18 protein-coding genes are annotated in these 26,458 nt (G+C 71.4%); 8 read left to right on the forward strand and 10 right to left on the reverse strand.

What is annotated here, in order from left to right; all coding sequences use genetic code 11:
* Nucleotides 1–102: 102 nt before the first annotated feature.
* The gene (locus KUM38_RS30245; protein ID WP_217134020.1) at nt 103–2,727 is read left to right on the forward strand and encodes a SpoIIE family protein phosphatase; all 2,625 of its coding nucleotides are present in this window, start codon (nt 103–105) and stop codon (nt 2,725–2,727) included.
* 76 nt (nt 2,728–2,803) lie between these two features.
* On the opposite strand, the gene KUM38_RS30250 is transcribed toward KUM38_RS30245, so the two are convergent.
* Both KUM38_RS30250 and KUM38_RS30255 read right to left on the reverse strand, forming a co-directional pair.
* A complete protein-coding gene (locus KUM38_RS30250) occupies nt 2,804–4,009 on the reverse strand; it encodes a glycoside hydrolase family 64 protein (protein ID WP_217134022.1) in 1,206 nt (401 codons plus the stop codon).
* 117 nt (nt 4,010–4,126) lie between these two features.
* A complete protein-coding gene (locus KUM38_RS30255; RefSeq protein ID WP_217134025.1) occupies nt 4,127–4,972 on the reverse strand; it encodes a GntR family transcriptional regulator in 846 nt (281 codons plus the stop codon).
* A gap of 302 nt (nt 4,973–5,274) precedes the next feature.
* Here KUM38_RS30255 and KUM38_RS30260 point away from each other — a divergent pair, with 302 nt between their 5' ends.
* From KUM38_RS30260 to KUM38_RS30275, 4 genes are all read left to right on the forward strand, one after another.
* Nucleotides 5,275–6,681, forward strand: coding sequence for a cellulose binding domain-containing protein (locus KUM38_RS30260; RefSeq protein ID WP_217134027.1), 1,407 nt, complete (start codon nt 5,275–5,277; stop codon nt 6,679–6,681).
* Nucleotides 6,682–6,881: 200 nt separating this feature from the next.
* Entirely contained in the window at nt 6,882–11,186 is a 4,305-nt protein-coding gene (locus KUM38_RS30265) for a GH92 family glycosyl hydrolase (protein ID WP_217134029.1), read from the forward strand.
* 88 nt (nt 11,187–11,274) lie between these two features.
* Nucleotides 11,275–12,027, forward strand: coding sequence for an IclR family transcriptional regulator (locus KUM38_RS30270; protein ID WP_217134031.1), 753 nt, complete (start codon nt 11,275–11,277; stop codon nt 12,025–12,027).
* Between the two features lie 101 nt (nt 12,028–12,128).
* Complete coding sequence (locus tag KUM38_RS30275; protein WP_217134033.1) at nt 12,129–13,382, forward strand: PP2C family protein-serine/threonine phosphatase; 1,254 nt, start codon at nt 12,129–12,131, stop codon at nt 13,380–13,382.
* A 10-nt stretch (nt 13,383–13,392) separates the two neighbouring features.
* On the opposite strand, the gene KUM38_RS30280 is transcribed toward KUM38_RS30275, so the two are convergent.
* From KUM38_RS30280 to KUM38_RS30295, 4 genes are read right to left on the reverse strand one after another with little or no spacing between them, the layout of a single operon-like run.
* A complete protein-coding gene (locus KUM38_RS30280; RefSeq protein WP_217134035.1) occupies nt 13,393–14,772 on the reverse strand; it encodes a GH1 family beta-glucosidase in 1,380 nt (459 codons plus the stop codon).
* A gap of 32 nt (nt 14,773–14,804) precedes the next feature.
* A complete protein-coding gene (locus KUM38_RS30285) occupies nt 14,805–15,632 on the reverse strand; it encodes a carbohydrate ABC transporter permease (protein WP_217134037.1) in 828 nt (275 codons plus the stop codon).
* Between the two features lie 5 nt (nt 15,633–15,637).
* Complete coding sequence (locus KUM38_RS30290; RefSeq protein ID WP_217134039.1) at nt 15,638–16,591, reverse strand: carbohydrate ABC transporter permease; 954 nt, start codon at nt 16,589–16,591, stop codon at nt 15,638–15,640.
* Nucleotides 16,592–16,602: 11 nt separating this feature from the next.
* Nucleotides 16,603–17,862 (reverse strand): sugar ABC transporter substrate-binding protein, encoded by a 1,260-nt coding sequence (locus KUM38_RS30295; protein ID WP_217134041.1) that lies wholly within the window; start codon nt 17,860–17,862, stop codon nt 16,603–16,605.
* A 294-nt stretch (nt 17,863–18,156) separates the two neighbouring features.
* Here KUM38_RS30295 and yicI point away from each other — a divergent pair, with 294 nt between their 5' ends.
* Nucleotides 18,157–20,427, forward strand: a complete 2,271-nt coding sequence (gene yicI, locus KUM38_RS30300) for an alpha-xylosidase (protein ID WP_217134042.1) — start codon at nt 18,157–18,159, stop codon at nt 20,425–20,427.
* 5 nt (nt 20,428–20,432) lie between these two features.
* Here the strand turns inward: yicI and ppk2 are convergent, their stop codons facing one another.
* The gene (gene ppk2 / locus KUM38_RS30305; protein WP_217134044.1) at nt 20,433–21,419 is read right to left on the reverse strand and encodes a polyphosphate kinase 2; all 987 of its coding nucleotides are present in this window, start codon (nt 21,417–21,419) and stop codon (nt 20,433–20,435) included.
* A 185-nt stretch (nt 21,420–21,604) separates the two neighbouring features.
* On the opposite strand from ppk2, the gene KUM38_RS30310 reads away from it, so the two are divergent.
* The gene (locus KUM38_RS30310; protein ID WP_217134046.1) at nt 21,605–22,399 is read left to right on the forward strand and encodes an SDR family NAD(P)-dependent oxidoreductase; all 795 of its coding nucleotides are present in this window, start codon (nt 21,605–21,607) and stop codon (nt 22,397–22,399) included.
* A gap of 13 nt (nt 22,400–22,412) precedes the next feature.
* On the opposite strand, the gene KUM38_RS30315 is transcribed toward KUM38_RS30310, so the two are convergent.
* From KUM38_RS30315 to KUM38_RS30325, 3 genes are all read right to left on the reverse strand, one after another.
* The gene (locus KUM38_RS30315) at nt 22,413–23,174 is read right to left on the reverse strand and encodes a sulfite exporter TauE/SafE family protein (RefSeq protein WP_217134047.1); all 762 of its coding nucleotides are present in this window, start codon (nt 23,172–23,174) and stop codon (nt 22,413–22,415) included.
* A 133-nt stretch (nt 23,175–23,307) separates the two neighbouring features.
* Nucleotides 23,308–24,099 carry an SAM-dependent methyltransferase gene (locus KUM38_RS30320; RefSeq protein WP_217134050.1) on the reverse strand — a complete coding sequence of 264 codons (792 nt, stop codon included), beginning with the start codon at nt 24,097–24,099 and terminating at the stop codon, nt 23,308–23,310.
* Nucleotides 24,100–24,175: 76 nt separating this feature from the next.
* Complete coding sequence (locus KUM38_RS30325) at nt 24,176–25,294, reverse strand: LacI family DNA-binding transcriptional regulator (RefSeq protein WP_308409095.1); 1,119 nt, start codon at nt 25,292–25,294, stop codon at nt 24,176–24,178.
* Nucleotides 25,295–25,528: 234 nt separating this feature from the next.
* Here KUM38_RS30325 and KUM38_RS30330 point away from each other — a divergent pair, with 234 nt between their 5' ends.
* Nucleotides 25,529–26,455, forward strand: coding sequence for a carbohydrate ABC transporter permease (locus KUM38_RS30330; protein WP_217134052.1), 927 nt, complete (start codon nt 25,529–25,531; stop codon nt 26,453–26,455).
* The last annotated feature ends 3 nt before the right edge of the window (nt 26,456–26,458 follow it).

Here is a 26,458-nt window from a genome sequence, read left to right on the forward strand (position 1 = left end):
CCGGTCACGGTGATCACCCGGGATCCGCTAGGGAGGGACGTCCGGCGGGGTTCCACCGTGTCGGCCGGGGAACGGCCGGGGCCGGTGAGGCAGACTGAAGTCATGGGCGACCTCGATGCCCGCGGGACACCGTCGCGTCGGTTCCCTCCGGCGCCGAAGAGCGTGGCGGAGGCCCGGCGGTTCGTGCGGGCCACCCTCGGCGATGCCGCGCCGGACCTGGTGGACACGGCTCAACTGCTGGTCAGTGAGCTGGTGACCAACGTGGTCCTGCACGCCCGCACCGAGGTCGAGGTGGCGGCCCGCGTCGACGACGGCACGGTCCATGTGCGGGTCGGCGACCGCCGGCCGGACCGCGGGCTCGTGCCCCACGGGTGCCCGGCGTACGCCGGTACGGGCCAGGGGCTGGCGCTGGTCGCCGCGCTGTCCTCCCGGCGGGGCGTCGAGACCGGTGACGAGGGCAAGACGGTCTGGTTCGAGCTGGGGCCCGAGGGACCGCCCCGGTACCCGGACGGCTGGGAGCCGCCCGTCGTGACACCGTCCGGCCCTCAGGCCACGGTGACCCTGCTCGACCTGCCGACAGCACTCTACGCGGCGGCTCAGCAGCACCGGCACACCCTGTTGCGTGAGTTCACCCTGGCCGTCGGCGCCGACCAGGATTTCGGTGTCCCCCCGGAGGACCTCGCCGTCGCGCTGGACATGAGCCAGCTGTTCACCGCGTCCGTGACGGCCGCGCTGCGGCGGCAGCCCTCCGAGCAGGCGATCCGCTCACTGCCCGTGTCGGTGCCGTCGGACGCCGAGCCGTCGGTCCAGATCCTGCGCGCGGTGCTCGACCTCGCCGAGGAGGGCGCCCGCGAGGAGCGTCTGCTGACGCTGCCCGCGCTGCCGCGGCAGCGCCTCTTCCACCAGTGGCTGTTCGACCAGATCGTCGGGCAGCTGGCCGGGGCGCACCCCACGGCGTGGACGATGGTGCCGGGGGAGCCGGGCACCAGTCCCTCGGAACAGGCGGCGTGGGACCCGGGGCAGGTACAGATGAGCACGGTTCCGACGATCGCCGCCGACGAACAGAACCGGATCATCGCCGCGAACGGACTGGTGGCGGACCTGCTCGGCTGGCACGCGGACGATCTCGTGGGCCGGTCGCTCGGCACCCTGATCCCGGAACACCTCCGCAGACGGCACACCGCGGCGTTCGCGTCCCTGCTGCTCAGCGGGCAGCCCCGGATCCTGGGCCGCTCGGTGCCGCTGCCCGCGCTGCACCGGGACGGCCGGCTGGTTGCCGTGCGGCTGTTCATCCAGCCGCAGGAGACGGCCGACGGCCGCACCGTCTTCGTCGCGCATCTCGCCCCTCGTGCGTCGGTTCCCGGTTCCTCCGCGGACCCGCCCGGCCGCGTCCGGTCCCTGGCACAGGGGGAACCGGAGCGGCTGCTCCCGTCGGCCACCGGCGGCCCCGACCGGGACGCGGACCGGTCGGCGCTGGAGCGGCTGTCGCTGCTGGCCGACACCTCGGCCGCGCTGAGCAACGCCCCACAGCTGGACGAGGGTCTGGAGCGGGTGGGCCAGATCCTCACCCAGCGGCTGGCCGACTGGTGCGCGGTGGACCTGTTCACGGAGAGCGGCCAGGTGGAGCGGGTCTCCCTCACCCACCGCTCGCCCCGCGGTCACTGGCCCACGGAGTATGAGGGCCCGCTTCCGCCGGTGTCCGACGCCGCCCGCGGTCCCCTGGCCCGCGCGCTGCACGGGGCGGGCCCGCTGCTGCTCACCGGGCCGCCGTCACCCAGCCAGGTCGCGAGCCCCCTGGACGCCCACTACCTGGGGCTGTTCCAGACCATGGGCGCCGACAGCGCGGTCGTCGCCCCGCTCCGGGCCCGCCGGCAGGTCATCGGCGTCCTCACCGTGGCCCGCCGCGGACGGGACACGCCGTTCACGGAAAAGGATCTGCCACTGGTCCACGACCTGGTGCGCAGTCTCGCCCCGGGCGTGGACAACCTCCGTCACTACCAGGACACGCGCAACATCGCCGAACGGCTCCAGCGCTCGCTGCTGCCGAAGCTGCCGGAGGTCGAGAACCTGCGGCTGGCCGCCCGCTACGCGGCCTCCTCCGCCACCGCCCAGGTCGGCGGTGACTGGTACGACAGCTTCGTCCTGCCCGACGGGGACACGGCGCTGGTCATCGGCGACGTCACCGGGCACAACCTGGACGCGGCCATCGCCATGAGCCAGCTGCGCAGCATGCTGCGGGGCATCGCCGTGGACCGTCAGGAACCGCCCGAGATCGTTCTGCGCCGCCTGGACATGGCGAACCACAGCCTGTACCGCGAGTCCACCGCCACCTGTATCTACGCTCTGGTCAGCGGATCCGAGGACCGCCCCTGGGAGCTGGTGCACTCCTCCGCCGGGCATCTGCCGCCGCTGCTCATCGACGCGGACGGCCGCACCCGCTATCTGGAGGACGGCTCGGGTCTGATGCTCGGCGTGGAGCCCCGGACGGTCCGTCCCCGGGCCCGGGACGCGATCCCGGCGCATGCGACGGTGCTGCTGTACACCGACGGACTGATCGAACGCCGTGGTGAGCATCTGGACGACGCCATGGAGCGGCTCCGCCGGCATGCCGCCACGCTGGCCCGGGAGCCGCTCGACGTGCTCTGCGACGAGCTGCTCATCGGGCTCGGCGCCGACAGCGACGACGACATCGCCGTCCTGGCCGTGCGGCCCGTGCCGCCGCGCTGACCGCCGTCGTCCCTCCGGGCCGGTGGCGTCGCCTGTCCGCGCGCCGCCACCGGCCCGGTGTCCCCGCACGGGGCGGTCAGCTGAAGGGGTCGAGGGTGAGGGAGGCCTGGCTCGGGTTGCCGTCGTGGACGAGCGACTCGTGGTGGCCCACGTCGTCGAAGGCGAAGGCGTACGCCTTGCCGTCGGCCATCTGCGCGTGGACGGCGCGGGCGTAGTGGTTGGTGACGGAGTCCTGGTAGAAGCCGCCGGAGCCGGAGTCGGGCTGGTTGGGGTTGGTCAGGAGCGTGGAACGGTTGAATCCGGCACACAGGGTGCGGGAGATCGGGCCGCGTACCTGGTCGTTGGGGGCGTCGAGCCTCCGGTGGCAGCCGAAGACGGAGGAGGCGTCCGGCTTCTGGAAGCTGGTGACGACGGCTCCCGCGCTGTTGGTGAAGTTCATGACGTCACCCGAGACCCGGCCGTAGTACTTGACGCCCGGCTGGTCGGCGAAGGGCGTGACGGTCAGGGTGGAGCCGGCGTACTTCTGCCAGACCCGGTTGATGTAGCCGTCCATGACCGACGCCGGCAGGGCGCCCGTCTCCAGTCCGTACAGCGGGGACAGGGCGCGCAGCACGGTGCCGTCGGAGCGGGTCTGGATCAGGTTGCCCCAGCCTCCGGACTGTCCCCTGAGGGTGTCGAGGACCGCGTGGTAGCCGCCGGACTTGAGCCGGCCGGTGCTCGCCGTGCTGCCGTCGGCGCGCCGCACCCCCACCGAGTAGGGCGCGGAGAACATGTCGACCTGGGTGCTGTTGAGCCACAGGCCCGAGTCGTTGAGCGTGTACTCCGACCAGTTGAACAGGATGTCGCGGTTGGGGTCCGACGGGTTCTGCACGGCCGGCTGCACCAGGCCGCCGGTGGTCAGTTTGAACACGAGCTTCCGGCCGTAGGAGAAGTAGATGCGGCCGGAGAACTTGGGGATGCGGATGGTCGTGGACCGTCCTGCCGCCGGGCCCGTCATCGAGGCGTCGGGCGCGGGGGTGGGCGGGTTGCCGCCCGCGGGCCAGGGGTGGAAGGTGCCGCTCGCGTCGGCCCAGCCCTGTCTGCCGGTCGACAGTTGGGTGCCGAGGTTGTAGACGTACACCGGCTCGCCGCGGCCGGAGTTGTTGGTGATCTGCAGGGGGATGGTGTCCGGGACCGCGGCGTGGGCGGGGGACGGCGCTCCGGTGGCGAGCAGTGAGCCGCCGAGCACCGTGGCGATGCTCAACCCCACCGCCATGGCCCGGCGTTTGAGTGTGCGCAGCATGCTCCCTCTCCGTTCGACTGTGGGGGGAATCGTTCTGAGAGCGCTCTCAGAATCTCGCCCTGGTATGGACCTGTCAACGGTTTGGGGATCCGCAGCTCCGGTGCGCCGGGACGGCGGTCAGCCGCCGTTCTGCACCACGCCCCGGGTCGAGAAGGTGACGGGAGACCGGGAGGTGAAGTCGCCCGGCGGAATGCCCGGATGATGTTCCTCGGGCGGCTTCGGCCGCGCGGGGGCCGGGCCGAGCGCGAGCCGGGAGACGATGCGGTAGCGGTCGCCCCGGTAGAGGGAGCGGACGTACTCGACGGGGCGGTCGCCGGTGTCGGTGGTGAGGCGCTCGAACAGCAGGGCCGGCGACAGCTCGGGCACCTCGAGCAGGTCCGCCTCCGCGCGGGTCACGACGGTGGGCTCGATGGACTGCACCGCCTCGCCGACCCGCACATCGTGCCGGTCGCGGAAGTGCTCGTACAGGTCGCCCCGTTCCAGTTCCCCGCCGGTCAGGTCCGGCACGAGGTCCGCCGGGATGTGCAGGTGCTCGATGGCCATCGGCGAGCCGTCGACCAGCCGCAGGCGGGCCACGTAACGGATGCGCGCCGCGGGTGACACGCGCAGCCTGCGGCCCACCCGGGCGCCGGCCGGCAGGGTGCGCGACTCCAGGACCCGGCTGGTCCACACACCGCCGGCCCGCGGCACGGCGAAGGAGCCCCGCTCGGAGAGCAGTTCCTGGGTGATCTTCTCGGCGGCGACGAACATGCCGCGGCCGTGTTCGCGCACCAGCAGCCCCGCGACCACGAGTTCGTCCACGGCGGCGCGCAACGTGGGCCGGGACACGCCGAGCCGGGCGCACAGACTGCGTTCCGAGGGGATGGCGTCGCCGGGGCGCCGGGCCTCGATCAGCTCCAGGATCGCGTCACGGACCCGTTCACGCTTGAGCACGGCACCCGAGGCGACGCGGTCGATCTCCATACGGGACTCCCGTTCGTCGTCGGGGCGGCGCGTGCGGGCCGTGCGGCCGTCGGGTCACTGGTATCGCCTCGACCATAACCGGTGCGTCCGGCAAGGGAGTCCGCCCCCGGAACGCCGAACCGCGTTCGTACGCGGAGGGTTGACGCCCACATTGGTCTATGCCACCTTCTCTCGACATCAACTGGTAAGGCCCCGGCGGCAACTGGTCAACCCGACGACGGGTCGGGCCGCCGCCATGAGCTCCATGGCCTGCCCGCACAGACGATCCGCCGTGCGCCACCCCCCACAGCGAAAGGACACGGATGAGTACTCGTCCCACCGGCCGCCGCACCCGCGCGGCACTCGCGCTGACCGCCCTGCTCGGCAGCGCCGCCCTGGCCGGTCTCCCCGCCACCACCGCCGCCGCCGCGGACGGTGCCCTCACGGTCCAGTACCGCACCGGCTCCGGCGGGGCCACCGCCGACCAGAGCGAGCCCTGGTTCAAGGTCCGCAACACCGGTTCCGCACCGGTGCAGTTGAGCCAGGTGAAGATCCGCTACTACTTCAAGGCCGACTCCCCGAACGCCTCGTACCGCTTCGCCTGTTCCTGGGCGGTCAAGGGCTGTGCCGCCATCACCGGCACGTTCGGGACGCTCACCCACCCCACGGCGACGGCCGACCGCTACCTGGAGATCGGGTTCACCGCGTCCGCCGGATCACTGGCCCCCGGCGCCGACACCGGCGACATGCAACTGCGCTTCCACCGGGCCGACTGGCAGACGCTGCGGCAGAGCGACGACTACTCCTTCAACGGCGCGCAGACCGCGTACGCCGACTGGAACAAGGTCACCGCCCGGCTCGCCGGCGCCACGGTGTGGGGCACCGCCCCCGAGGGCGACGACCCCACCGACCCGCCGGGTGGCGGGCAGACCCTGTTCGACGACTTCGACTACACCTCGCACACCGACCCGGCGCTCTCCGCGCACGGCTGGAGCGTGCGCTCCAACTCCGGCGGCCCCGGCGTGCCCGGCGCGACCTGGGACCCGTCCAAGGTCACCTTCAGCGCCTCGGGCGGCAACTCGGTGATGAACCTGGAGACCTCCACCGCCGGCACCGGCGCATCCACCGTCCACACCGAAGTCCTCACCAGGAGCATGAAGTTCAGAAACGGCACCTACGCCGCCCGGGTGCGGTTCTCCGACGCCCCCACGTACGGTCCCGACGGCGACCGCGTCGTCCAGACCTTCTTCACCATCAACGACCTCAAGGCCCCGATGGCCGACGACTACGCCGAGTACGACTTCGAGTACCTGCCCAACGGGGGCTGGGGCGAGCCGGCCAACATCCTGTACACGACCTCCTGGGAGACCTACAACCCCGACCCCTGGCAGGCCGTCAACCAGCACAGCGAGAGTCGGCGCAGCTTCGCCGGCTGGCACGACCTGGTGGTGACCATCGACGACAGCGCCATCACCTACTACGTCGACGGACAGCACTTCGGCACCCACGACGCCGCGTACCTGCCCGAGCGCCCGATGTCGATCAACTTCAACCAGTGGCTGATCGACCTCGACGGCCAGACGTCGACCACGCCCCGCGCCTACGACCAGCAGGTCGACTACGTGCTGCACGTCAAGGACCAGGTGCTCACCCCGGCCCAGGTGTCCGCGAGGATCGGCGCCTACCGCGACGCCGGCACGTCCTTCGTGGATGAGGTCCCCGCGTCATGACGGCCTGAGTCCGGCCGGCCGGGGCCCCTCACCGGGGTCCCGGCCGCGTTCGGGCGAGCGGGCTTCCCCCTGAGTTCACGTGATCTTCTCCAAGGGCTTCCGCCGCCGAGCCCGAAGGGCTGGACCGTAGGACGCGGCCCGATCGAGGCTCACATGCAGACAACGTTGTCACACCTACCGGAAGCAGGGATGCCCACGCCATGCGGAACGCCACCGGACCACATCCGCCGACGCCCCCGCCGGGCCGGCGCAGACTCCTCGCCGCCGCGCTGATCCTCGGCACCCTGGTCGCCGGGCTCACGCCCGTCACGAGCGCCGCCGCCGAGGACCGCGACATCGCCGCGTTCGACGCCGTCGACCCGTTCATCGGCACCCGGCTGGACACCTCCCAGAACAAGGGGAACAGCGCGTACGGCAACACATGGCCGGGCGCCACGGTGCCGTTCGGCATGGTGCAGTCCTCCCCCACCACGTACCGCTCCTCCGACGGGGACCAGAAGGGCGGTTACGAGTACACGGCCGACAAGGTCCGCGGCTTCGGCATGACCCGGCTCTCCGGGACCGGCTGCGAAGGCCGGTACAGCGGCTTCGACTTCCCCGTCCTGCCGTACACCGGCGAGCTCACCGACGGCGCCCTGCCGTCCAGCCCGGCGGAGAGGATCACCGACTACTACGTCGGCTTCGACCACGCCGACGAGAAGGCCGACCCCGGCTACTACTCCGTGGACCTCGCCAACGGCGTGGAGACGGAACTGACGGCCACCACGCGCACCGCCGTGAGCCGCTTCGACTTCCCCTCGGACGGCGGCTCGACGCTGCTGTTCGACGTGGCCGGTTCCAACAACCGGGTCTTCGGCAGCGAGGTGAAGGTCGACGGCGACACCGTCAGCGGCTGGGTGGAGACCGCCTCGGTGTGCGACGAGGGCGGACGCTACCGGGCGTACTTCTCGACCACGTTCGACCGGCCCGTCAAGGCCCACGGCACCTGGCAGGGCTCCGACGTACGGGCCGGATCGGCCGCCGCCTCCGGTGGTGGCACCAAGCACGGGGCGGGCGCCTACCTCGTCTTCGACCGGGGTGCGAAGGTCACCGCGAAGACGGGCCTGAGCTATGTGAGCGTCGCGGGCGCGGCCCGCAACGCGACCGCCGAGACCCGCGGCCGGGGCTTCGACCGGGTGCGCGCGCAGGCCGCACGCGTGTGGCGGGACGCGCTCGGCACCGTGGACGCGGACGGCGGCACCCGTGACGAGCGGGTGAAGTTCTACACCGCGCTCTACCACGCGCTGCTCCACCCCAACGTCTTCGACGACGTGAGCGGCGAGTACCGCGGCTACGACGGCGAGATCCACCGGGTGGCCGAGGGCCGCCACCACTACGTCACCTACGCGGGCTGGGACACCTATCGCAGCCAGGCCCAGCTGATCGCGCTGCTGTTCCCGGAGGTCGGCAGCGACATCAACCAGTCGATCACCGACATGGTGCGCCAGACCGGCAGCTGGCCCAACTGGCCGCACCTGAACCAGGCCCAGCAGAAGATGAGCGGTGACTCGCTGCAGTCGGTGGTCGCCTCGATCGACGCGTTCGGCAGCACGGACTACGACCGGCGGGCCGCGCTGGAGTCGATGAAGTCGACGCAGGACCTCCCCGCCGACTCGACCCTGCGGCGGCACGCCTACCAGTACGCGACGGTCGGTTTCATCGAGAACCGCAAGGGCGACTCGGCGACGTCCAAGACGCTCGAGTACGCCGTCGACGACTTCGGCATCGCCCAGCTCGCCCGGCGTCTCGGCGACCAGGAGACGTACGACCGGTACATGGTCCGGGCGCAGAACTGGCAGAACGTGTTCGACGACGCCGGTGACCACATCCGCCCCCGCGACCGTACGGGCTTCGACCGGGGCTTCGACCTCGGCGAGCGGGGCGACCAGTTCGAGCAGGCGACCGGCTACCAGTACGGCTGGATGGTGCCGCACAACGTGGGCGCCCTCGTCGAGAAGCGGGGCGGCGTCGAGGCCACCACCAAGGCCCTCGACGATCACACCCGTACGCTCGACGCCGGCGTGTACAACACTTCGGGCGCCTATCTGAGCAACCAGCCCAGCTTCACCATGCCGTTCGTCTACAACTGGCTGCAACAGCCGCACCGCACGGCGGACGTGCTGCGCCGCGCGGTGGACGAGATGTACGACACCACGCCCTCGGGGCTGCCCGGCAACGACGACCTCGGTTCGCTCAGCAGCTGGTACGTGTGGGCGAACATCGGGCTCTTCCCCGCCGTTCCCGGCACCGCCGATCTGGTGGTGAGCGGCCCGATGTTCGACCGGGTCGTGGTGGACAGCGCCGACAGCCGGCGGCGGATCGTCCTCGACGCGCCGCGCGCCGACGACGCGCCCTATGTGAGCGAGCTGAAGGTGAACGGCCGCGCCACCACCCGCTCCTGGCTCCCCGCGGACTTCACCCGCGAGGGCGGCAGGCTCGGTTTCCGGATGTCGGCGACGCCCGGCACCTGGGGCACTCGCGCGGCCGACGTCCCCCCGTCGCACACGGACGGCACGGACGCCCGGAACAACATCGGCACCACTCCCGACGGCCGGGGGAACCTCGGCTCCCTCGACCTCAGCGACAACTCCCTGTCCCGGGAGCGGCTGGCGGCGGCCGGAGCGGCGCCGGGCGCGAAGCTCGCGCTGGGGGACACCGGTGTCGAGTTCACCTGGCCGGACACCGGGCCCGGGGAGCCCGACAACTGGATCCCGCACGGTCAGCGCATCCCCCTGGACGGGACGCCGGCCACCGGGATCTCCTTCCTGGGACTCGCCACCAACGGGCCCGCGCAGGGCACCGCGGTGGTCGAGTACACCGACGGCTCCACCCAGTCGGTGCCGGTCCGGTTCACCGACTGGACGCCCGGCTCGAACCACCAGTTCGGCAACGAGCCGCTGGTGACGACGACGGGACGCAACCGGGCGGCGGGCGGCACGGACACCGTGCAGACCAAGGTGTTCGCCACCCGTCCGCAGCTGCTGGACCCGGCGAAGCGGGTCGCGGCCGTCGTCCTGCCGCAGGGCACCGACCGCGGTGTCATGCACGTCTTCGACGTGGCGCTCACCGACAACCCGGATCTGGAGGTGCCCGGTTCGACGCCGGAGCGCATCGTCCTGACGCCGACCGAGAAGCCGGAGTCCTCCCAGGCCGTCACCTGGCGCACCGCCGCCGCGCTCACCTCCGGCGAGGTGCGGGTCCGTGAGGCCGGCACGCAGGAGTGGCGGACCGTGGCGGCCCGCGCCAACGAGGAGCTGACCGCGGACGGCGAGCAGACCCGCACGCACTCCGCGGTCCTCGACCGCCTCTCCCCCGGCACCGAGTACGAGTACCGGGTGGGCAACGGCGACCGGGTCAGCCCCGTGTACCGGTTCACCACCGCCCGGCCCGCGGGCGAGGACTTCACCTTCCTCTACTTCGGCGACGCGCAGAACGACCTGTCGGCGAAGTGGGCGCCGGTGGTGAAGCGGGCCTACGCCCGCTATCCCGACGCCGTCGGCAGTGTCAACGCGGGTGACCTGGTCAACACCTCGGGCAACGACAGCGAGTGGCGCGACTGGTTCGGGGCCATGGACGGCTTCAGCCAGACGACCAACGTCATCGCCGCGCCCGGCAACCACGAGTACGCGGGGGACACCTTCCTCAAGAAGTGGAAGTCGACGTTCGAATACCCGGGCAACGGGCCGAGCGCCTCACCGGCCGCCGGGGACACGCCCGCCGAGCGGCAGCGCGCCGCCTACGAGGCGCACATGGCGAAGGTGCTCGCCGAGACGGCGTACTACACCGACTACCAGGGCGTCCGGTTCATCTCCCTCAACGCCAGCACCGGTGACGCCCGGTCGCTGATGACGCCGGACGATCTCCCGGAGTGCAGCGAGAACTGCCCCGACCCGGAGCGGCTCTGGCTCGATCTCCAGGGCCGCTGGCTGGACGGGATCCTCGCCGGCAACCCCAACAAGTGGGCCGTGGCGGTGTTCCACCAGCCGGTGTTCTCCGGGGCCGAGGGACGCGACGAGAAGGCGGTGCGTGACGCCTGGCTGCCGGTGCTCCAGCGCAACGACATCGATCTGGTGCTGATGGGACACGACCACGTGTACGCCCGCGGGTACGTCGACTCCGACGCCACCGCCACGCCCGGCGTGACCACCGGCCCCGTGTACACGGTCGCCGTCTCGGGACCGAAGTACTACGAGCTCGCCCCCGGGGACGACAACGTGTGGACCCGCAACGGGGCGACCCAGGTGGTCAGCGCCGGACACACCTCCACCTTCCAGGGGATCAAGGTCACGAAGGACACGATCCGCTACGAGGCGGTCGTCGCCGCGAAGTGGGACGACCGGTCCACCACGGACAAGGAGGTCGGGGACGTACTGGACTCCTTCACCATCACCAAGTACGACGACGGCACGAAGTACGTGACCGAGGACGGGGTGCCCGTGCCGCCCGCCCCGGCCGCCGGCCGCTGACCGCCGCCTTCACCAAAGGCCCCCGTTCCACCTGGGTGGAACGGGGGCCTTACTTGCCTGCGGCGGGCGACCGGCGCAGGCTGGTCCCATGGGTGCGGGCCCGACGCTCATCACCTCCGTGCAGCGTGCCTTCCGGCTGCTGGAGGCGGCGAGCGCCCATCCGAACGGCGCGCCGGCGAAACAGCTGGCGCGTGAGACGGGGCTGCCCCTGGGCACGGCCTACCACCTGCTGCGCACGCTGGTGCACGACGGGTATCTGCGCAAGCTGGACGACGGCGGGTTCGTCCTGGGCGACCGGTTCCAGACCCTGCACACGGCGGGCCGCGGCCAGGCGCTGCTCAGCCGGGTCCGGCCGGCGCTCGCCGCGCTGCGGGACGAGCTGTCCACCGCCGCCTATCTCACCTTCTACGAGGACGGCGAGATCCGCGTCGCCGAGATCGTCGACGGCCCCCGCACCCCGCGGGCCGAGCTGTGGGTGGGGTTCGAGGACGCCGGGCACGCCACCGCACTGGGCAAGTCGGTGCTCCGGGAGCTCGACGACGAGGCACGCAAGGAGTACCTCTCCCGGCATCCGCTGAACGACCTCACCCCGCGGACGATCACCACGGCCGAGGAGCTGATCCGCCGGCTGGAGAGCAGCGACCTGGCCCCGGCCGTCACCGACCTGGAGGAGTACTCCCTGGGCACCGTCTGTGTCGCGGTGCCGGTCTACAGCGGGGACACCCTGGGCTCGCTCGGCGTCTCCATGCCGAAGGACCGGCTGCACCGGCTCGACGAGGTCCGCGAGCGCCTTCTGCCGACCGCCGGACGGGTGACCCGAGGGCTGTCGTTCACTATCTGAAAAGCACACCCTTGTGACGTTCGCGACAGTCATCTTTCCTGTTCAAGTCAGGCATTACGGACGCGCGCACGCCGCGCAAAGGTGAGGACTGCGGACGACACATGAGTCACGCCCGTCAGCATGGACGCGACCACTGGCCGATACGGCAGTACAAGCGGGGGGTCCGCCACACGTGGTCGCCCCGGGCACGGGCCGTCGCGCACTGGGCCGCCGGCACACCCGCCCTCTCCGTACTGATCGTCTTCCTCGTCGTGTTCGTCGACCTCGTCGGCGGAACGGGCAAGGTCTGGCTGCCGCTGCTCGCCGCCGGACCGGCGCTGGCGGCGGCCACCAGCCGGCCGGTCGGGGTCCTCGGGGTGGGTCTCCTCGCTTCCCTCCTCGGCGCGGCGATCGGCGCCCGGCACGGCATGGCGGCCCCGGAGCTGGCCGTCGTACTCGCCGCGCTGGTGACCGTCGCCCTGGCCGGCACGCTCGCCAGCGCCCTGCGCGGACGCCGGGAGCGGGTGCTCGCGGCCGTCCGTTCCGTCGCGGAGACCGCGCAGCACGCCCTGCTCAAGCCGGTCCCGGAGACCGTCGGCCCGTTCCAGGCGGCGGTCCACTACAGCGCCGCCGCGGCGGAGGCCCGGATCGGCGGCGACCTCTACGCCCTCATCCCCACTCCGCACGGGGTCAGGATGATCGTCGGCGATGTGCGCGGCAAGGGGCTGCCGGCCGTGGGGACGGCCGCCCTGGTGCTCGGCGTCTTCCGGGAGGCCGCCTACGACGAGCCGGACCTGCTGGACGTGGTCTGCCGGATCGAACGGAGCCTGGCCCGCAACCTCGGCCACGACGACTTCGTCACCGCCGTGGTCGCCGGCTACCCGGAGCCGGGGCGGCTGGAGGTGGTCAACTGCGGACACGCTCCCCCGCTGCTGGTCCGCGGCGCCGAGGTGGTGCCGGTGGACCCCGACCACCCGGCGCCGCCCCTGGGGCTGCGTGCCCTGTCGGGCGAGTCCCCCGGCCTTCAGGTGGTGCCCTTCACCGAGGGGGACCAACTGCTGTTCTACACCGACGGGGTCACGGAGGCCCGCGACGCCGGCCGTGAGTTCTACCCGCTGGCCGAGGGCCTGGCCCGGCACCTGTGCGACGAGCCGGCCCGCACGCTCGCCGCGCTGCACCAGGAACTGCTGGACCACGTGGGCGGCCGGCTGCACGACGACGCGGCACTGCTCCTGCTGCGCAAGCCCGTCCCCGCTGCCGGGGCGGCGGACGCGGGCGGTCCCGCGCTCACCGGCTCCCCCGTCGTCCTGCCGCTCACGGCGCAGCCGGAACCGGGCGTCGGCGGCGCCTTCGACGACCGTGAAGGCGCCGCTTAGGGCCGGTCCGTCAGGGCCGCTGGGCGGCGATCATGCGCCGGTACCAGTGGTAGCTGTCCTTCGGGGTGCGCCGCTGCGTGTCGTAGTCGACCCGGACGATGCCGAAGCGCTTGTCGTAGCCGAAGGCCCACTCGAAGTTGTCGAGCAGCGACCACACGTAGTAGCCGCGCACGTCCACGCCCGCGTCGATCGCGGCCCGCAGCGCGGTGAGGTGGTCGCGCAGGTACGCCACCCGGTCGGTGTCGTGCACGGCGCCGTCCGCGCCCGCCTCGTCGTCCTCGGCGGAGCCGTTCTCCGTGATGTGGACCGGCGGCAGGGCGTCCCCGTACTGCTCCTTCAGGTCCACCAGGAGGTCGGTGAAGGTGTCCGGGGCCACCGGCCAGCCCATCGCGGTGTGCCGGACGCCGGGCAGCGCCGTCTCGGCGTAGCGGTTGTCGGTCGCCACGCGCAGGGCGGGGTCGCCCTCGCGGTACGGGGCGTCGGCGACGACGATCGGGCGGTAGTAGTTGATGCCGAGGAAGTCGAGCGGCTGACTGATCAGCTCCAGGTCGCCGTCGCGGCGGAAGTCCTGTCCGGTGATCAGCTCGCCCCAGGTGTCCTCCTCGGTGTCCGGGTAGCGCCCGGCGAGGATCGGCTCCGTCCACACCAGGTTGTGCAGGGTGTCGGCGCGTACGACGGCCTCCCGGTCGGCGGCGGAGCCGGTGGCGGGCAGGTGGTGGTCGAGGTTGAGGGTGATGCCGACCTCGCGGACCCCGGCCGCCCGCAGCGCCCGGACCGCCAGTCCGTGGCCGACCAGGAGGTGGTGGGCGGCGGCCAGGGCGCCCCGGCCCTCGCGGGCGCCCGGGGCGTGGCGGCCGACGGAGTAGCCGAGGAAGGCGCTGCACCACGGCTCGTTGAGGGTGATCCAGCGGGGCACCCGGTCGCCCAGGCGCTCGGCGACGACGGCCGCGTACTCGGCGAACCGCTCGGCGGTCTCCCGCACCCGCCAGCCGCCCCGGTCCTCCAGGGCCTGCGGGAGGTCCCAGTGGTAGAGGGTGGCGGCGGGCTCGATGCCTGCGGCGAGGAGTTCGTCGACCAGGCGGGAGTAGAAGTCCAGGCCCTTGGGGTTCACCGGGCCGGTGCCGTCGGGCACGACGCGCGGCCAGGCGAGGGAGAAGCGGTACGAGCCGACGCCGAGGTCGCGCAGCAGGGCCACGTCCTCGGGGTAGCGGTGGTAGTGGTCGCAGGCGACGTCACCGGTGTCGCCGTTCGCGACCAGGCCGGGGGTGTGGCTGTAGGTGTCCCAGATCGACGGGCCTCGGCCGTCCTCGTACGCCGCGCCCTCGATCTGGTACGAGGCGGTCGCGGCGCCGAAGACGAAGCCGGGCGGGAAACGGGGGAAGTCGCTCATGCGGTGCGAGTCCATCTCGGTGCGTGCGGTGATCACTTGACGGAGCCCCCGGTGATGCCGGCGGCGATGTACTTCTGGGCGAGGACGAGCAGGATCGCGGCCGGGACGGCGGAGAGCACGGACGCGGCCATCACGGCACCCCAGTCGCCGACGTGGGCGCCGATGTACTGGTAGATGCCCAGCGTGATCGGTTTGACGTCGTCGGTGGTGTTCAGGGTGAGCGCGAACATGAAGTCGCTCCACGAGAACAGGAACGCGAACAGGCCGGAGGTGATCAGCGAGTTGCGGCTCATCGGGAGCACCACCCGCAGGAAGACCCGTACCGGACCGGCGCCGTCGATCTCGGCGGCCTCGATGACCTCGCCCGGGATGGACACCATGAAGGAGCGCATGAGGACGATGGAGAACGGGATGCCGAGCGAGGCGTCCGCGAGCATCAGGCCGAAGTAGGAGTTCACCAGGCCCAGGTCGACGTACGAGTTGTAGAGGGCGTTGGCGATGACGATGCCCGGCACCATCTGGGTGATCAGGGTGCCGAACACGATGGTGCGCGAGCCGCGCAGGCCGAACCGGGCCAGGCCGTAGGCCGCCGGGGCGGAGATCGCCAGGCAGATGGCGACGGCGCCGAACGAGACCAGCAGCGAGGTCAGCAGGTGTCCGCCCTGGTCGTCGATGGCCTTGGAGAATCCGGAGAGGTCCAGGCTGCCGGGCACCGGGTCGACCTGGAGCAGGCCCGACTCGGGCTGGAGTGCCGTGTTGAGCATCCAGTACAGCGGGAAGAGCATCACGCCCAGGATCAGCACACCGGCGACGGTGGAGCCCCAGCGGCGCCGGGACGCGGCGGGAGTGTGAGCGGCCATGTCGGTCACTTCCCCTCGGTGCGGTTGGCCCGCAGGTAGAACACCGCGAACACCGCGGAGACGATGATGAGGACGTTGCCGACGACCGCGCCGGCGCCGAAGTCCAGTTCCACGAAGGAGTTCTGGTAGGTGAGCGTGCCCAGGGTCTGGGTGGCGTCGGCGGGCCCGCCGTCGGTGAGGGCGAGGATCAGGTCGAGGATCTTGACCGTCGACATGAAACCGAGCACCAGGACGACCGTGATCACCGGCTTGAGCATCGGCAGGGTGATGGAGCGGAAGGTCCGCCAGGCCGAGGCGCCGTCCAGGGCGGACGCCTCGTACAGCTCCTTGGGGATCTCCTGGAGGCCGCCGTAGAGGATGACCATGTTGAACGGGATGCCGATCCAGATGTTGACCAGGATCACCGAGAGCAGCGCCATGTCGGGGCTGGTCAGCCACGGGGTGCTGCCGCCCAGGCCCAGGGTGTCCAGGAAGGTGTTGAGTACGCCGGTGTCCTGGTCGAGGATGCGGCGCCAGACGATGCCGGACACCACCATGGGCACCAGCCAGGGCAGCAGGATCAGCGACCGCAGGACGCCGTTCAGGGGGAACCTGCGGTTGAAGAAGACGGCGAGGGCGAGGCCGATGCAGAACTGGCCGAGCAGGGAACCGGCGGTGAAGACGAGGGTGTGCCACAGGGCCTTGCCGAACAGGACGTCCTGGAAGACGGACGACCAGTTGTCGGTGCCGTTGAAGGGGGCCTCGCCGGTGAAGAACGTCTTCGGCGTGTAGTGCTGGAAGCTCATCACGATGTTGCGGACGAGCGGGTAGCCGAAGAACAGCAGCATGAAGGCGACGGCGGGGGCGACGAAGCCCCACTGGGCGAGCCTGCGGCGCAGGCGCTGCCGGGCCGGGTCCGGCGCGGTGCCCTTCCCGGAGGTCTGCGCGGACACCGGAGCGGTGACGGTGGACGTGGTCATGGGCGCGTACCTCAGTTCCCGCTCGTCGCGCGCTGCTGGGCGCGCTGCAGGGCGGTTTCGCTGGACTGGCCGGTCAGGGCGGACTGGAAGGCGCTCTGCAGGGCGAGCGAGACGCCCGACCAGCCGGCGCCGAGCTGGGCGGTGCGGGACCGGGCGGCGGCGACCTGGTCGGCCAGCGCGTCCAGCTCGGGCACCTGCTCGCGCCACTTCGCGGCGGCCTTCTCGTTGGCGGGGACCATCCAGCTGTTGAGGGCGTAGGTGAGCTGTTCCTTCTCGCTCGCCAGACAGGCGACGATCCGGCCGGCCGTCTTCTCGCGCTCGGTGTCGCCGGTGCGGGGCACGGTGAGCACCGCGCCGCCGAGCGGCCCCACCGAGTCGGCGCCCGTCTCGGGGACGGGGATCTGCGCGATCTCCCAGTGCAGCGACTTCTTGGTGTTGAGGGTCTCGACCTGCCACGGGCCGTTGATCATCATCGCGGCGTTGCCGGCCATGAACTGGTCGTTCACGTCGGCCTGCGTCCAGTTGACCGTGGACTTGGACAGCGACCCGTCCTGGAGCAGCGCCTTCCAGTAGTCGAGCGCCTCGACGACCTCCGGGCTGTCCAGATCCGTCTCGTCGCCGCCGTTGGACCACATGAAGGGCGTGAACTGGAAGACGCCGTCCTCGGCGCCGCCCGCGCTGAGCGCCAGGCCGTACCGGTTGCCCTCGGTGAGCTTCTTCGCCGCCTGCCGCAGCTCGTCCCAGGTGGTGGGCACCCGCACGCCCGCCTCGTCCAGGATGTCCTTGTTGTAGAAGAGCGCGAGGGTGTTCACGGAGCGGGCCGCGCCGTAGTAGGTCCCCTTGTAGGAGCCGAAGTTCACGATGCCCTCGGGGATGTCGTCGGTGGCGAGGCCCAGGGTGCGCAGGTCGACGAGCCCGCCGGCGTCGGCGAAGGTCGGCATCTCGGAGGCGTCGAACTGCACGATGTCCGGCAGCGACTTCGACGAGGCCATGCGCAGGGCCTTCGTCATCACCTGCGAGGCGGGGACGCTCTGCTGCTCGACGGTGACGCCCAGCTGCTTGCCGCAGCGGGCCATCGCCTCGGCGTCCCAGCGGTGGTAGGTCTCGTCGGTCGAGGAGTTCATCACGGTGTACACGTCGCTGTCGCGCTGCTGTGCGCAGCCGGTCAGCGCCGCTCCGGCGATGAGGACGGAGACGGCGGTGAGCGACGTGACGGTTCCGCGCGAACGTCCGCGCGCGCGGTGTGCGGCAACCGGAGGATGTGCTGTCACGGTGGGTGCCCTTGCGTGGGGACCGGCTCAACCTGCGCTGAGCCGGCGACTCTTTCGGGAGGTTGGTGAAGCGCTTCGACTTGAGGCGGCTCTCGCCGAGGTGTTGCCTGGCGCTGCACCGGGTGTAATTTGTTTTGCCTGATTACTAATACGCCAGCGGAAGCCGGTCGCGCTAGACCCCCAGCGATACGATCTGCTTGCGCCAAGGCGTGACAGGTCCTGCGTCTCCTGTCATAGTTCCTGGTCAGAGGCTTTCTCCCGGGCCTCTGCCGCCCTCCCCTTCCGAGGAAGACCATGAAATTCACCGACGGCTTCTGGCGCATCCGCGACGGCGTCCAGATCTCGTACGCCACCGAAGTGCGCGATGTGCGCCCGGAATCGAAGCGCTTCACCGGCTATGCCGCCGTGAAGAAAGTGACCCGCAGGGGCGACACCCTGAACGCGCCGCTGATCACGGTCGAGTGCTTCTCCCCCGCCGAGGGCGTGATCGGCGTCCGGGTCACCCACCACGCGGGCAAGTACCGGCCGGGCCCCGACTTCGCCCTCACCGGGGACGCGGACGGCGCGGGGACGGTACGCCAGGACGGCACCGTCACCGAGCTGACCAGCGGCCCCCTGACCCTGCGCCTGGACGGGGCCGGCCCCTTCGCGCTCACCTTCCACGACGCGGACGGACGCGAACTGACCCGCGCCGGCGCCAAGAGCACCGCCTTCGCCACCACCGGCGAGGGAGCCCACCACGTGCTGAGCCGGCTGTCGCTCGGCGTCGGCGAGCAGGTCTACGGCCTGGGCGAGCGCTTCACCCCGTTCGTCAAGAACGGCCAGACCGTCGACGTCTGGCAGGCCGACGGCGGCACGAGCAGCGAGCAGGCCTACAAGAACGTCCCGTTCTACCTCTCCTCCCGCGGCTACGGCGTCTTCGTCAACCACCCCGGCGCCGTCTCCTTCGAGGTCGGCTCCGAGTCCGTCGGGCAGGTCCAGTTCAGCGTCGAGGACCAGGCGCTGGAGTACTACGTCGTCGCAGGACCCACCCCGAAGGAGGTCCTCGGCCGCTACACGGCCCTCACCGGACGCCCGGCCCTGCCCCCGGCCTGGTCGTTCGGCCTGTGGCTCAGCACCTCCTTCACCACGTCGTACGACGAGGCGACGGTGACCTCGTTCGTCGACGGCATGGCCGAGCGCGGCATCCCGCTGTCGGTGTTCCACTTCGACTGCTTCTGGATGCGCGAGTACCAGTGGTGCGACTTCCAGTGGGACCCGGACGTCTTCCCCGACCCGGAGGGCATGCTGGCCCGGCTCAAGGCGAAGGGCCTGCGGATCAGCGCCTGGATCAACCCGTACATCGCCCAGAAGTCCCCGCTCTTCGACGAGGCCGCGTCCCTCGGGCACCTGGTGCGCCGCCCGAACGGCGACGTGTGGCAGTGGGACCTGTGGCAGGCCGGCATGGGCCTGGTCGACTTCACCAGTCCCGACGCCCGCGCCTGGTTCCAGTCGAAGCTCAAGCCGCTGCTCGACCAGGGGGTGGACAGCTTCAAGACGGACTTCGGCGAGCGCATCCCCACCGATGTCGTCTGGCACGACGGCTCCGACCCGGAGCGGATGCACAACTACTACACCCACCTGTACAACCGGACGGTGTTCGAGCTCCTGGAGAAGGAGCGCGGGCAGGGCGAGGCGGTGGTCTTCGCCCGGTCCGCGACCGCCGGCGGCCAGCAGTACCCGGTGCACTGGGGCGGCGACTGCTGGTCGTCCTTCGAGGCGATGGCCGAGTCGCTGCGGGGCGGTCTGTCCCTGTCGCTGAGCGGGTTCGGCTTCTGGAGCCACGACATCGGCGGCTTCGAGGGCACACCCGTCCCCGAGGTGTTCAAGCGCTGGCTCGCCTTCGGTCTGCTCTCCTCGCACAGCCGGCTGCACGGCTCCACGTCGTACCGGGTGCCGTGGGAGTTCGGCGACGAGGCGGTCGACGTCGCCCGGCGGTTCACCCTGCTCAAGCACCGCCTGATGCCGTACCTGTACGGCGCCGCCGCCGAGGCCCACCACACGGGCGTCCCGGTGATGCGGCCCATGCTGCTGGAGTTCCCCCGGGATCCGGCGTGCCGCCCGCTCGACCGCCAGTACATGCTGGGCCCCGACCTGCTGGTCGCGCCGGTGTTCAGCGAGGACGGCGAGGTGGAGGTCTATCTGCCCGAGGGCACCTGGACGCACCTGCTGAGCGGCGAGCGGGTCACCGGCCCGTGCTGGCGCACCGAACGGCACGGCTACGACAGCCTTCCGCTCTACGTCCGTGAGGGCGCCGTGCTGCCGCTGGCCGGCGACGACTCCCGGCCCGACGGCGACTGGCTGGACGCTCCGGTCCTGCTCGTGCACCCGTCGGCCGCGGCCGACTACGCGGCCGAGGTCACCGTGCCGGACACGGCGGGGCTTCCGGCCGCGACGTTCCGGGTCCGGCGGGACGGCGACGTCCTGCGGGTCACGGCGTCCGGGACCGACCGGCCGTTCACGGTGCGCGTGCCCGGCGGGTCGGAGGCACAGGGCTCGGGCGAGGTGACGCTGCCGCTGGGATGACGGGATCACGCACCCGGGTGACTGCCCGGGCCGTGGCCGGGTCCCGCGAGGGGGGTCGGTGAGAGGGCCGCGGGTTCCTCACCGGCCTCCAGCAGGGTGTCCGCCGCGCCCACGATCAGCGGGTCCGGCTTGCCCAGCGCCCCGTGGTCCTTCGCCGGATAGTCGCAGCGGTCGAGGAGGCTGCGCATGGCCTCCAGCCGGCCCCGGCGCTTGTCGTTGTTCTTCACGACCGTCCACGGCGCGTGGGACGTGTCCGTCGCCCGGAACATCTCGACCTTGGCCTCGGTGTAGTCGTCCCAGCGGTCGAGCGAGGCGAGGTCCATCGGCGACAGCTTCCAGCGGCGCACCGGATCGACCTGGCGGATCGCGAACCGGGTCCGCTGCTCGGCCCGGGACACGGAGAACCAGAACTTCACCAGCATGATGCCGTCGTCGGTGAGCAGCCGCTCGAACAGGGGCGCCTGCTCGAGGAACTGGTGGTACTCGGCGTCCGTGCAGAACCCCATGACCCGCTCGACGCCCGCGCGGTTGTACCAGGAACGGTCGAAGAAGACGATCTCGCCGCGGGACGGCAGGTGGGCCACGTAGCGCTGGAAGTACCACTGTCCCGCCTCCCGCTCGGTCGGCTTCTCCAGGGCGACCACGCGGGCGCCACGGGGGTTGAGGCGTTCCATGAACCGCTGGATGGTGCCGCCCTTGCCGGCCGCGTCCCGTCCCTCGCAGACCACCACGATCCGCTGGCCGGTGTCCTTCACCCAGCGCTGCATCTTCAGCAGTTCGATCTGCAGGATGCGCTTGGTCCTGTCGTATTCCGCCCGGCGGATCCTGCGGTCGTAGGGGTGGTTCTCCCGCCAGGTCTCGATCGGGGTGCCGTCGGCGTCGAGCAGCACGGGCCGCTCCGGGCGCCGGTCGTCCACCTCCAGCCCGTGGAGCAGGTCGTCGGCCCCGGCCTCCGTCCGGCCGTCCGGCGCGTCCGTGTGTTCGGCCGTCACGTCGCCTCCCGCGTCTGTACGAGTGCGTCACGAGAAGCGTATGCCCCTCGGGCGTTCTGCGGTGATTCGAGCGCGGGTCCGGGGAAGGAGCAGGATCGGGCGGAACGCGTGCGCGAGCAGCGCCTTCCGTCCGTGTTCGGGCATCTCATGCAGGCACTGGTACCCAGACGAAGGGGACGCACGACGTGCAGATCGATCTGAAGGGCCGTACGGCGCTGGTCACCGGCTCCACCCAGGGCATCGGTGCGGCGATCGCCACCGGGCTGGCGCGGGCGGGCGCCCGGGTCGCGGTCAACGGGCGCTCCGCCGAGCGCGTACGGGACAGTGCCGCCGCCCTCGAGCGGGAGGTGCCGGGCGCCGACGTGGTGCCGGTCGCGGCGGACGTGACCACCGAGGCGGGCGCCGAACAGGTCGCCGCGGCCCTGCCGCGGGTGGACGTCCTCGTCAACAACCTCGGCGTCTTCGGTTCCGCCGACCCGCTGGAGATCACCGACGAGGAGTGGCGGCGCTACTTCGAGGTGAACGTCCTGGCCGCCGTGCGGCTGACCCGGCTCTTCCTGCCGGGCATGACCGGGCGCGGCTGGGGGCGCGTCCAGTACATCGCCAGCGACTCGGCGATCGTCACGCCCGTCGAGATGATCCACTACGGGATGTCCAAGACGGCGCTGCTCGCGGTGAGCCGGGGTTTCGCCAAACAGGCGGCGGGCACGGGCGTCACGGTGAACTCGGTCATCGCGGGGCCGACCCACACCGGCGGGGTGGAGGACTTCGTCTACGAGCTGGTCGACCGCGAGCTCCCGTGGGACGAGGCGCAGCGCGCCTTCATGCGCGAGCACCGGCCGCAGTCGCTGCTGCAACGGCTGATCGAGCCGGAGGAGATCGCCCACATGGTCGTCTACCTCAGCTCGGAGCAGGCCTCCGCGACGACGGGTGGAGCACTGCGCGTCGACGGCGGCTACGTCGACGCGATCCTGCCCTGAGAGCGGGCGGTGGTCAGCGCAGCAGCTGGACGAGGGCGAGGGTGCCGATCGTGACGATGAGGGCGCGCAGCACCGCGGGGCTGAACCTGCGGCCGGTCCTGGCGCCGAGCTGGCCGCCGAGGGCGGATCCGACCGCGATGAGCGCGACGGCCGTCCAGTCGAAGTCGGCGACGAAGACGAAGAAGGCCGCCGCGACCGTGTTGACGATCGCCGCGAGCACGTTCTTGACGGCGTTGAGGCGTTGCAGCGGCTCGTCGATGAGCAGCCCCATCAGGGAGATGTAGATGATGCCCTGCGCGGCGGCGAAGTAGCCGCCGTAGACGCTGGCCAGGGTCAGGCCGGCGGACAGCGGCCATCCGCCGTCGCGGCGGGAGGAGTGTCCCTTCGCGCGGCGGCTGCGCACCTTCTTGCCGATCAGGGGCTGGAACGCGACGAGGAGGAGGGCGAGCCCCACCAGGGTCGGCACGATGGTCTCGAACGCCTCGGCGGGCAGGGCCAGCAGGAGCGTCGCGCCGCAGAGCCCGCCCAGCGCGGCGCCGACGCCGAATTTCCGCACGCGCCGGCCCTGGCCGGCGAGTTCCCTGCGGTAACCGATGGCGCCGCTGACGGAGCCGGGTATCAGTCCGAGCGCGTTGGAGACCGTGGCGGTGACGGGGGACAGCCCGGTGGCGAGCAGCACGGGAAAGGTCACCAGCGTGCCCGAGCCGACGACGGCGTTCATGGCGCCGGCGCCGACGCCCGCCGCGAAGACGCCGAGCATCTCCGCCGGCGTCACGCCGCGGCCCCGGTCGTCCCGTCGCCGCCCGAAGGTGCCTGTCGCGGGCCGGGGCCCGAGGAAACGTTCATGGGAGGACGCTAACGCCCGGACCCTTCGGTGATCACCGAAGGGTCCGGGATGCTTCCCGGGGTCAGGGGAGCCGGGCCACGCCCGCGTAGATGCCGCTGTCCTCGGGGGGCGGCGGCGGGGTCGTCCGGAACCACTCCGGTGCGGTCACCAGGCCGGGGTCGACCAGCTCCAGGCCGTCGAAGAAGCGGGCGACCTCGGCGCGGGTGCGGAAGCCCAGGCGGATGCCGGCGCGGGCGTACTCGGCCGTGACCTGCTCGGCCAGCTCGGAGTGGAGGTCGGAGGCGGCGTGCGACAGCACGAGGTAGCTGCCCGGCGGCAGCGCGGCCCGCAGCTCGCCGACGATGCCGAGGGGGTCCTGGTCGTCGGGGAGGAAGTGCAGGAGGGCGATCAGGGACAGCGCGATCGGACGCTCGAAGTCGAGCACGCCGCGGGCGTGCCGGAGGATGCCGCCCGGGTCGCGCACATCGGCCTGGATGTAGTCCGTGGTGCCCTCGGGACTGCTGATCAGCAGGGCCTCGGCGTGCCGCAGCACGATCGGGTCGTTGTCGGTGTAGACGACCTTCGCCGTCGGGACCACGCCCTGCACGATCTGGTGCAGGTTCGGCTCCGTGGGGATGCCGGTGCCTATGTCGAGGAACTGGTCGACGCCCTGCCCGGCGAGCCAGGCGGCCGCCCGGTGCATGAACCGGCGGTTCTGCCGGGCGGCGTCGCGTGCCTCGGGCGGCAGCTTCTCCCCCACGGCCTCGTCGACCGGGTAGTTGTCCTTGCCGCCGAGGAGCCAGTCGTAGACCCGCGCGGGGTGCGCCCTGCTGGTGTCGATCTGCGGAGGGGTGGGGGATGTGCCCGTCGGCATGGCGGAGTCCGTCCCGGAAGTGGCTCGAGAGTGCCTGACGATCATCAAGTCTCGCACACCAACTGGTGTGCGAAGGTCAGGAGTTCGATCGTCGGGCGGGGTCCGGCGGCGGCGCCGTGCTGGCACGCCGCACCAGCCGGGTCGGGACGAGGGTGGTGCCCCGCTCGGGGCCGACCTGGCGCATCTTGCTCAGCACCGCCTGCACGCAGAGCCGGCCCACCTCGGCGAAGTCCTGGTGGACGGTGGTCAGCGGGGGCAGGAAGGAGGACGCCTCGGGGATGTCGTCGAAGCCGATGACGCTGACGTCCTCGGGGACGCGCCGGCCGTGTTCGTGCAGGGCGCGCAACAGGCCGAGCGCCATCTGGTCGTTGGCGGCGAAGACGGCCGTGCACTCCTGACGGGCCGCGAGTTCGAGGCCGGCCCGGTAGCCCGAGTCCGCCGACCAGTCGCCCCGGATGAGGGGCGGCGGCACCCGTCCGGCCTCGGTGAGGGCGGCGCGCCAGGCGGCCGTACGGCGTTGCGCGGCGAACGAGTCCTCGGGGCCGCCCAGGTGCCACACCGTGCGGTGACCGAGGCCGAGCAGGTGCTGGACGGCGGCGCGGGTGCCGCCCGCCTGGTCGGTGTCGACGACCGTGTAGCGGTCGCCGGCGTCGGAGTCGACCACCACGACCTGGACGTGCGGGGGCAGGGTGACCGTCGCCGCGTCCAGCAGGTGGACCTCCATGATGACGATCACGGCGTCGACGGCGAGTTCCTCCAGCCGGGAGAACGCCCCGCGCACCTCGTCCTGGGTGGGCACGGCGACCGGCAGCAGCGTCACCGCGTAGCCTTCGTGCGCGGCGGAGGTGGCGATCGCCTCCAGGGTGCGCACGTTGCCGGTGGTGGACAGGGTGAAGGTGATGACGCCGATGGTGCGGAACTCGCCGCGCTTCAGGGCGCGGGCCGCGCTGTTGGGCCGGTAGCCGAGTTCCTTCATCGCGGCCAGCACCTGGCGGCGGGTCTCCTCGGTCACCCCCGCGTAGCCGTTGGACACGCGGGAGACGGTCTGGGACGAGACCCCCGCCAGGCGGGCCACGTCGGCCATGGAGGCCGTGGTCCGGGCGCCGCCCCGGGTGCGGCGCGCGCCGCCGGTCGTGGTGGCCGCCCCGGTGGCGGGCCCCGGTGCGTTCGCCGGCGTTCCCTCGGCCGTGTCCACTCGCCGTCAGCCGCCTTCCTGTCACTGCTCGCGTCACGGTTTCCCCAAGGGACCCTTGACCGTTCTCAGGAGGGCGGTGTAAACATTCCGCCATCCGATGTTTACGTAAACATAACAGCTCACCGGCGCTTCGCGGCAGCCGATGTTTACGCAAACATCACGTGCAGGGGGCATGGCGTCCGGCTCACGCGCCGGGCGGCAGCCGGTCCGGAACGGTGACGAGCGAGGAACGACATGACGACGCTGCAACCACCGGTGGCCGCCAAGGCGCGGCCGGCCCCGCCCCCGGCGAGACGGGACCGCCGCTCCTGGACGGGGTGGGGCTTCATCGGCCCCTTCGTGGCCGTGTTCGCCCTGGTCTTCCTGGCACCGATCGCGTACTCGCTCTACCTGAGCCTCTTCCGCGACCAGCTCATCGGCGGGACCACCTTCGTCGGCCTCGACAACTACGAACAGGCGCTGCGGGACGAACGGTTCTGGGCGGCCCTCGGCCGGGTCTCGCTCTTCCTGTGCGTCCAGGTGCCGATCATGCTCGGCATCGCGCTGCTGGTGGCACTGGCCCTGGACAGCGGCCGGCTCTACGGCAAGAGCTTCTTCCGCATCACGATCTTCCTGCCGTACGCGGTGCCCGCCGTGGTCGCCACCCTGATGTGGGGCTTCATGTACGGCACGAAGTACGGCCTGGTCGGTGACCTCAACGGGGCGTTCGACGTCTCACTGCCCGACCCGCTCTCCCCCGACCTGGTGCTGGCGTCCATCGGCAACATCGTCACCTGGGAGTTCGTCGGCTACAACATGCTGATCTTCTACTCGGCGCTGCGCGTCATACCGAACTCCCTGTACGAGGCGGCGGAGATCGACGGCGCCGGGCAGATCCGCGTGATCACCGCGATCAAGCTGCCCGCGATCCGGGGCGCCCTGGTCATCGCGACGATCTTCTCCATCATCGGCAGCTTCCAACTGTTCAACGAGCCGAACATCCTGCGTCCGCTCGCCCGCAACGCCCTCACCACCGACTACACGCCGAACTTCTACACGTACTCGCTGTCCTTCAACGGCCAGCAGCACAACTACTCCGCGACGGTGGCCATCATCATGGGCCTGATCACGATGGTGATCGCCTACGTCGTGCAGCTGCGCGGCATGCGCAAGGGAGCGTGACCC

The organism is Streptomyces sp. AC558_RSS880 (assembly GCF_019049255.1).
In the GTDB taxonomy this organism is placed as follows: domain Bacteria; phylum Actinomycetota; class Actinomycetes; order Streptomycetales; family Streptomycetaceae; genus Streptomyces.

Bases quoted from the DNA above. Each gene is read 5' to 3' on its own strand.
- KUM38_RS30245 (WP_217134020.1), top strand. From the start codon at position 103: ATGGGCGACCTCGATGCCCGCGGGACACCGTCGCGTCGGTTCCCTCCG.
- KUM38_RS30250 (WP_217134022.1), bottom strand. From the start codon at position 4,009: ATGCTGCGCACACTCAAACGCCGGGCCATGGCGGTGGGGTTGAGCATC.
- KUM38_RS30255 (WP_217134025.1), bottom strand. From the start codon at position 4,972: ATGGAGATCGACCGCGTCGCCTCGGGTGCCGTGCTCAAGCGTGAACGG.
- KUM38_RS30260 (WP_217134027.1), top strand. From the start codon at position 5,275: ATGAGTACTCGTCCCACCGGCCGCCGCACCCGCGCGGCACTCGCGCTG.
- KUM38_RS30265 (WP_217134029.1), top strand. From the start codon at position 6,882: ATGCGGAACGCCACCGGACCACATCCGCCGACGCCCCCGCCGGGCCGG.
- KUM38_RS30270 (WP_217134031.1), top strand. From the start codon at position 11,275: ATGGGTGCGGGCCCGACGCTCATCACCTCCGTGCAGCGTGCCTTCCGG.
- KUM38_RS30275 (WP_217134033.1), top strand. From the start codon at position 12,129: ATGAGTCACGCCCGTCAGCATGGACGCGACCACTGGCCGATACGGCAG.
- KUM38_RS30280 (WP_217134035.1), bottom strand. From the start codon at position 14,772: ATGAGCGACTTCCCCCGTTTCCCGCCCGGCTTCGTCTTCGGCGCCGCG.
- KUM38_RS30285 (WP_217134037.1), bottom strand. From the start codon at position 15,632: ATGGCCGCTCACACTCCCGCCGCGTCCCGGCGCCGCTGGGGCTCCACC.
- KUM38_RS30290 (WP_217134039.1), bottom strand. From the start codon at position 16,591: ATGACCACGTCCACCGTCACCGCTCCGGTGTCCGCGCAGACCTCCGGG.
- yicI (WP_217134042.1), top strand. From the start codon at position 18,157: ATGAAATTCACCGACGGCTTCTGGCGCATCCGCGACGGCGTCCAGATC.
- KUM38_RS30320 (WP_217134050.1), bottom strand. From the start codon at position 24,099: ATGCCGACGGGCACATCCCCCACCCCTCCGCAGATCGACACCAGCAGG.
- KUM38_RS30330 (WP_217134052.1), top strand. From the start codon at position 25,529: ATGACGACGCTGCAACCACCGGTGGCCGCCAAGGCGCGGCCGGCCCCG.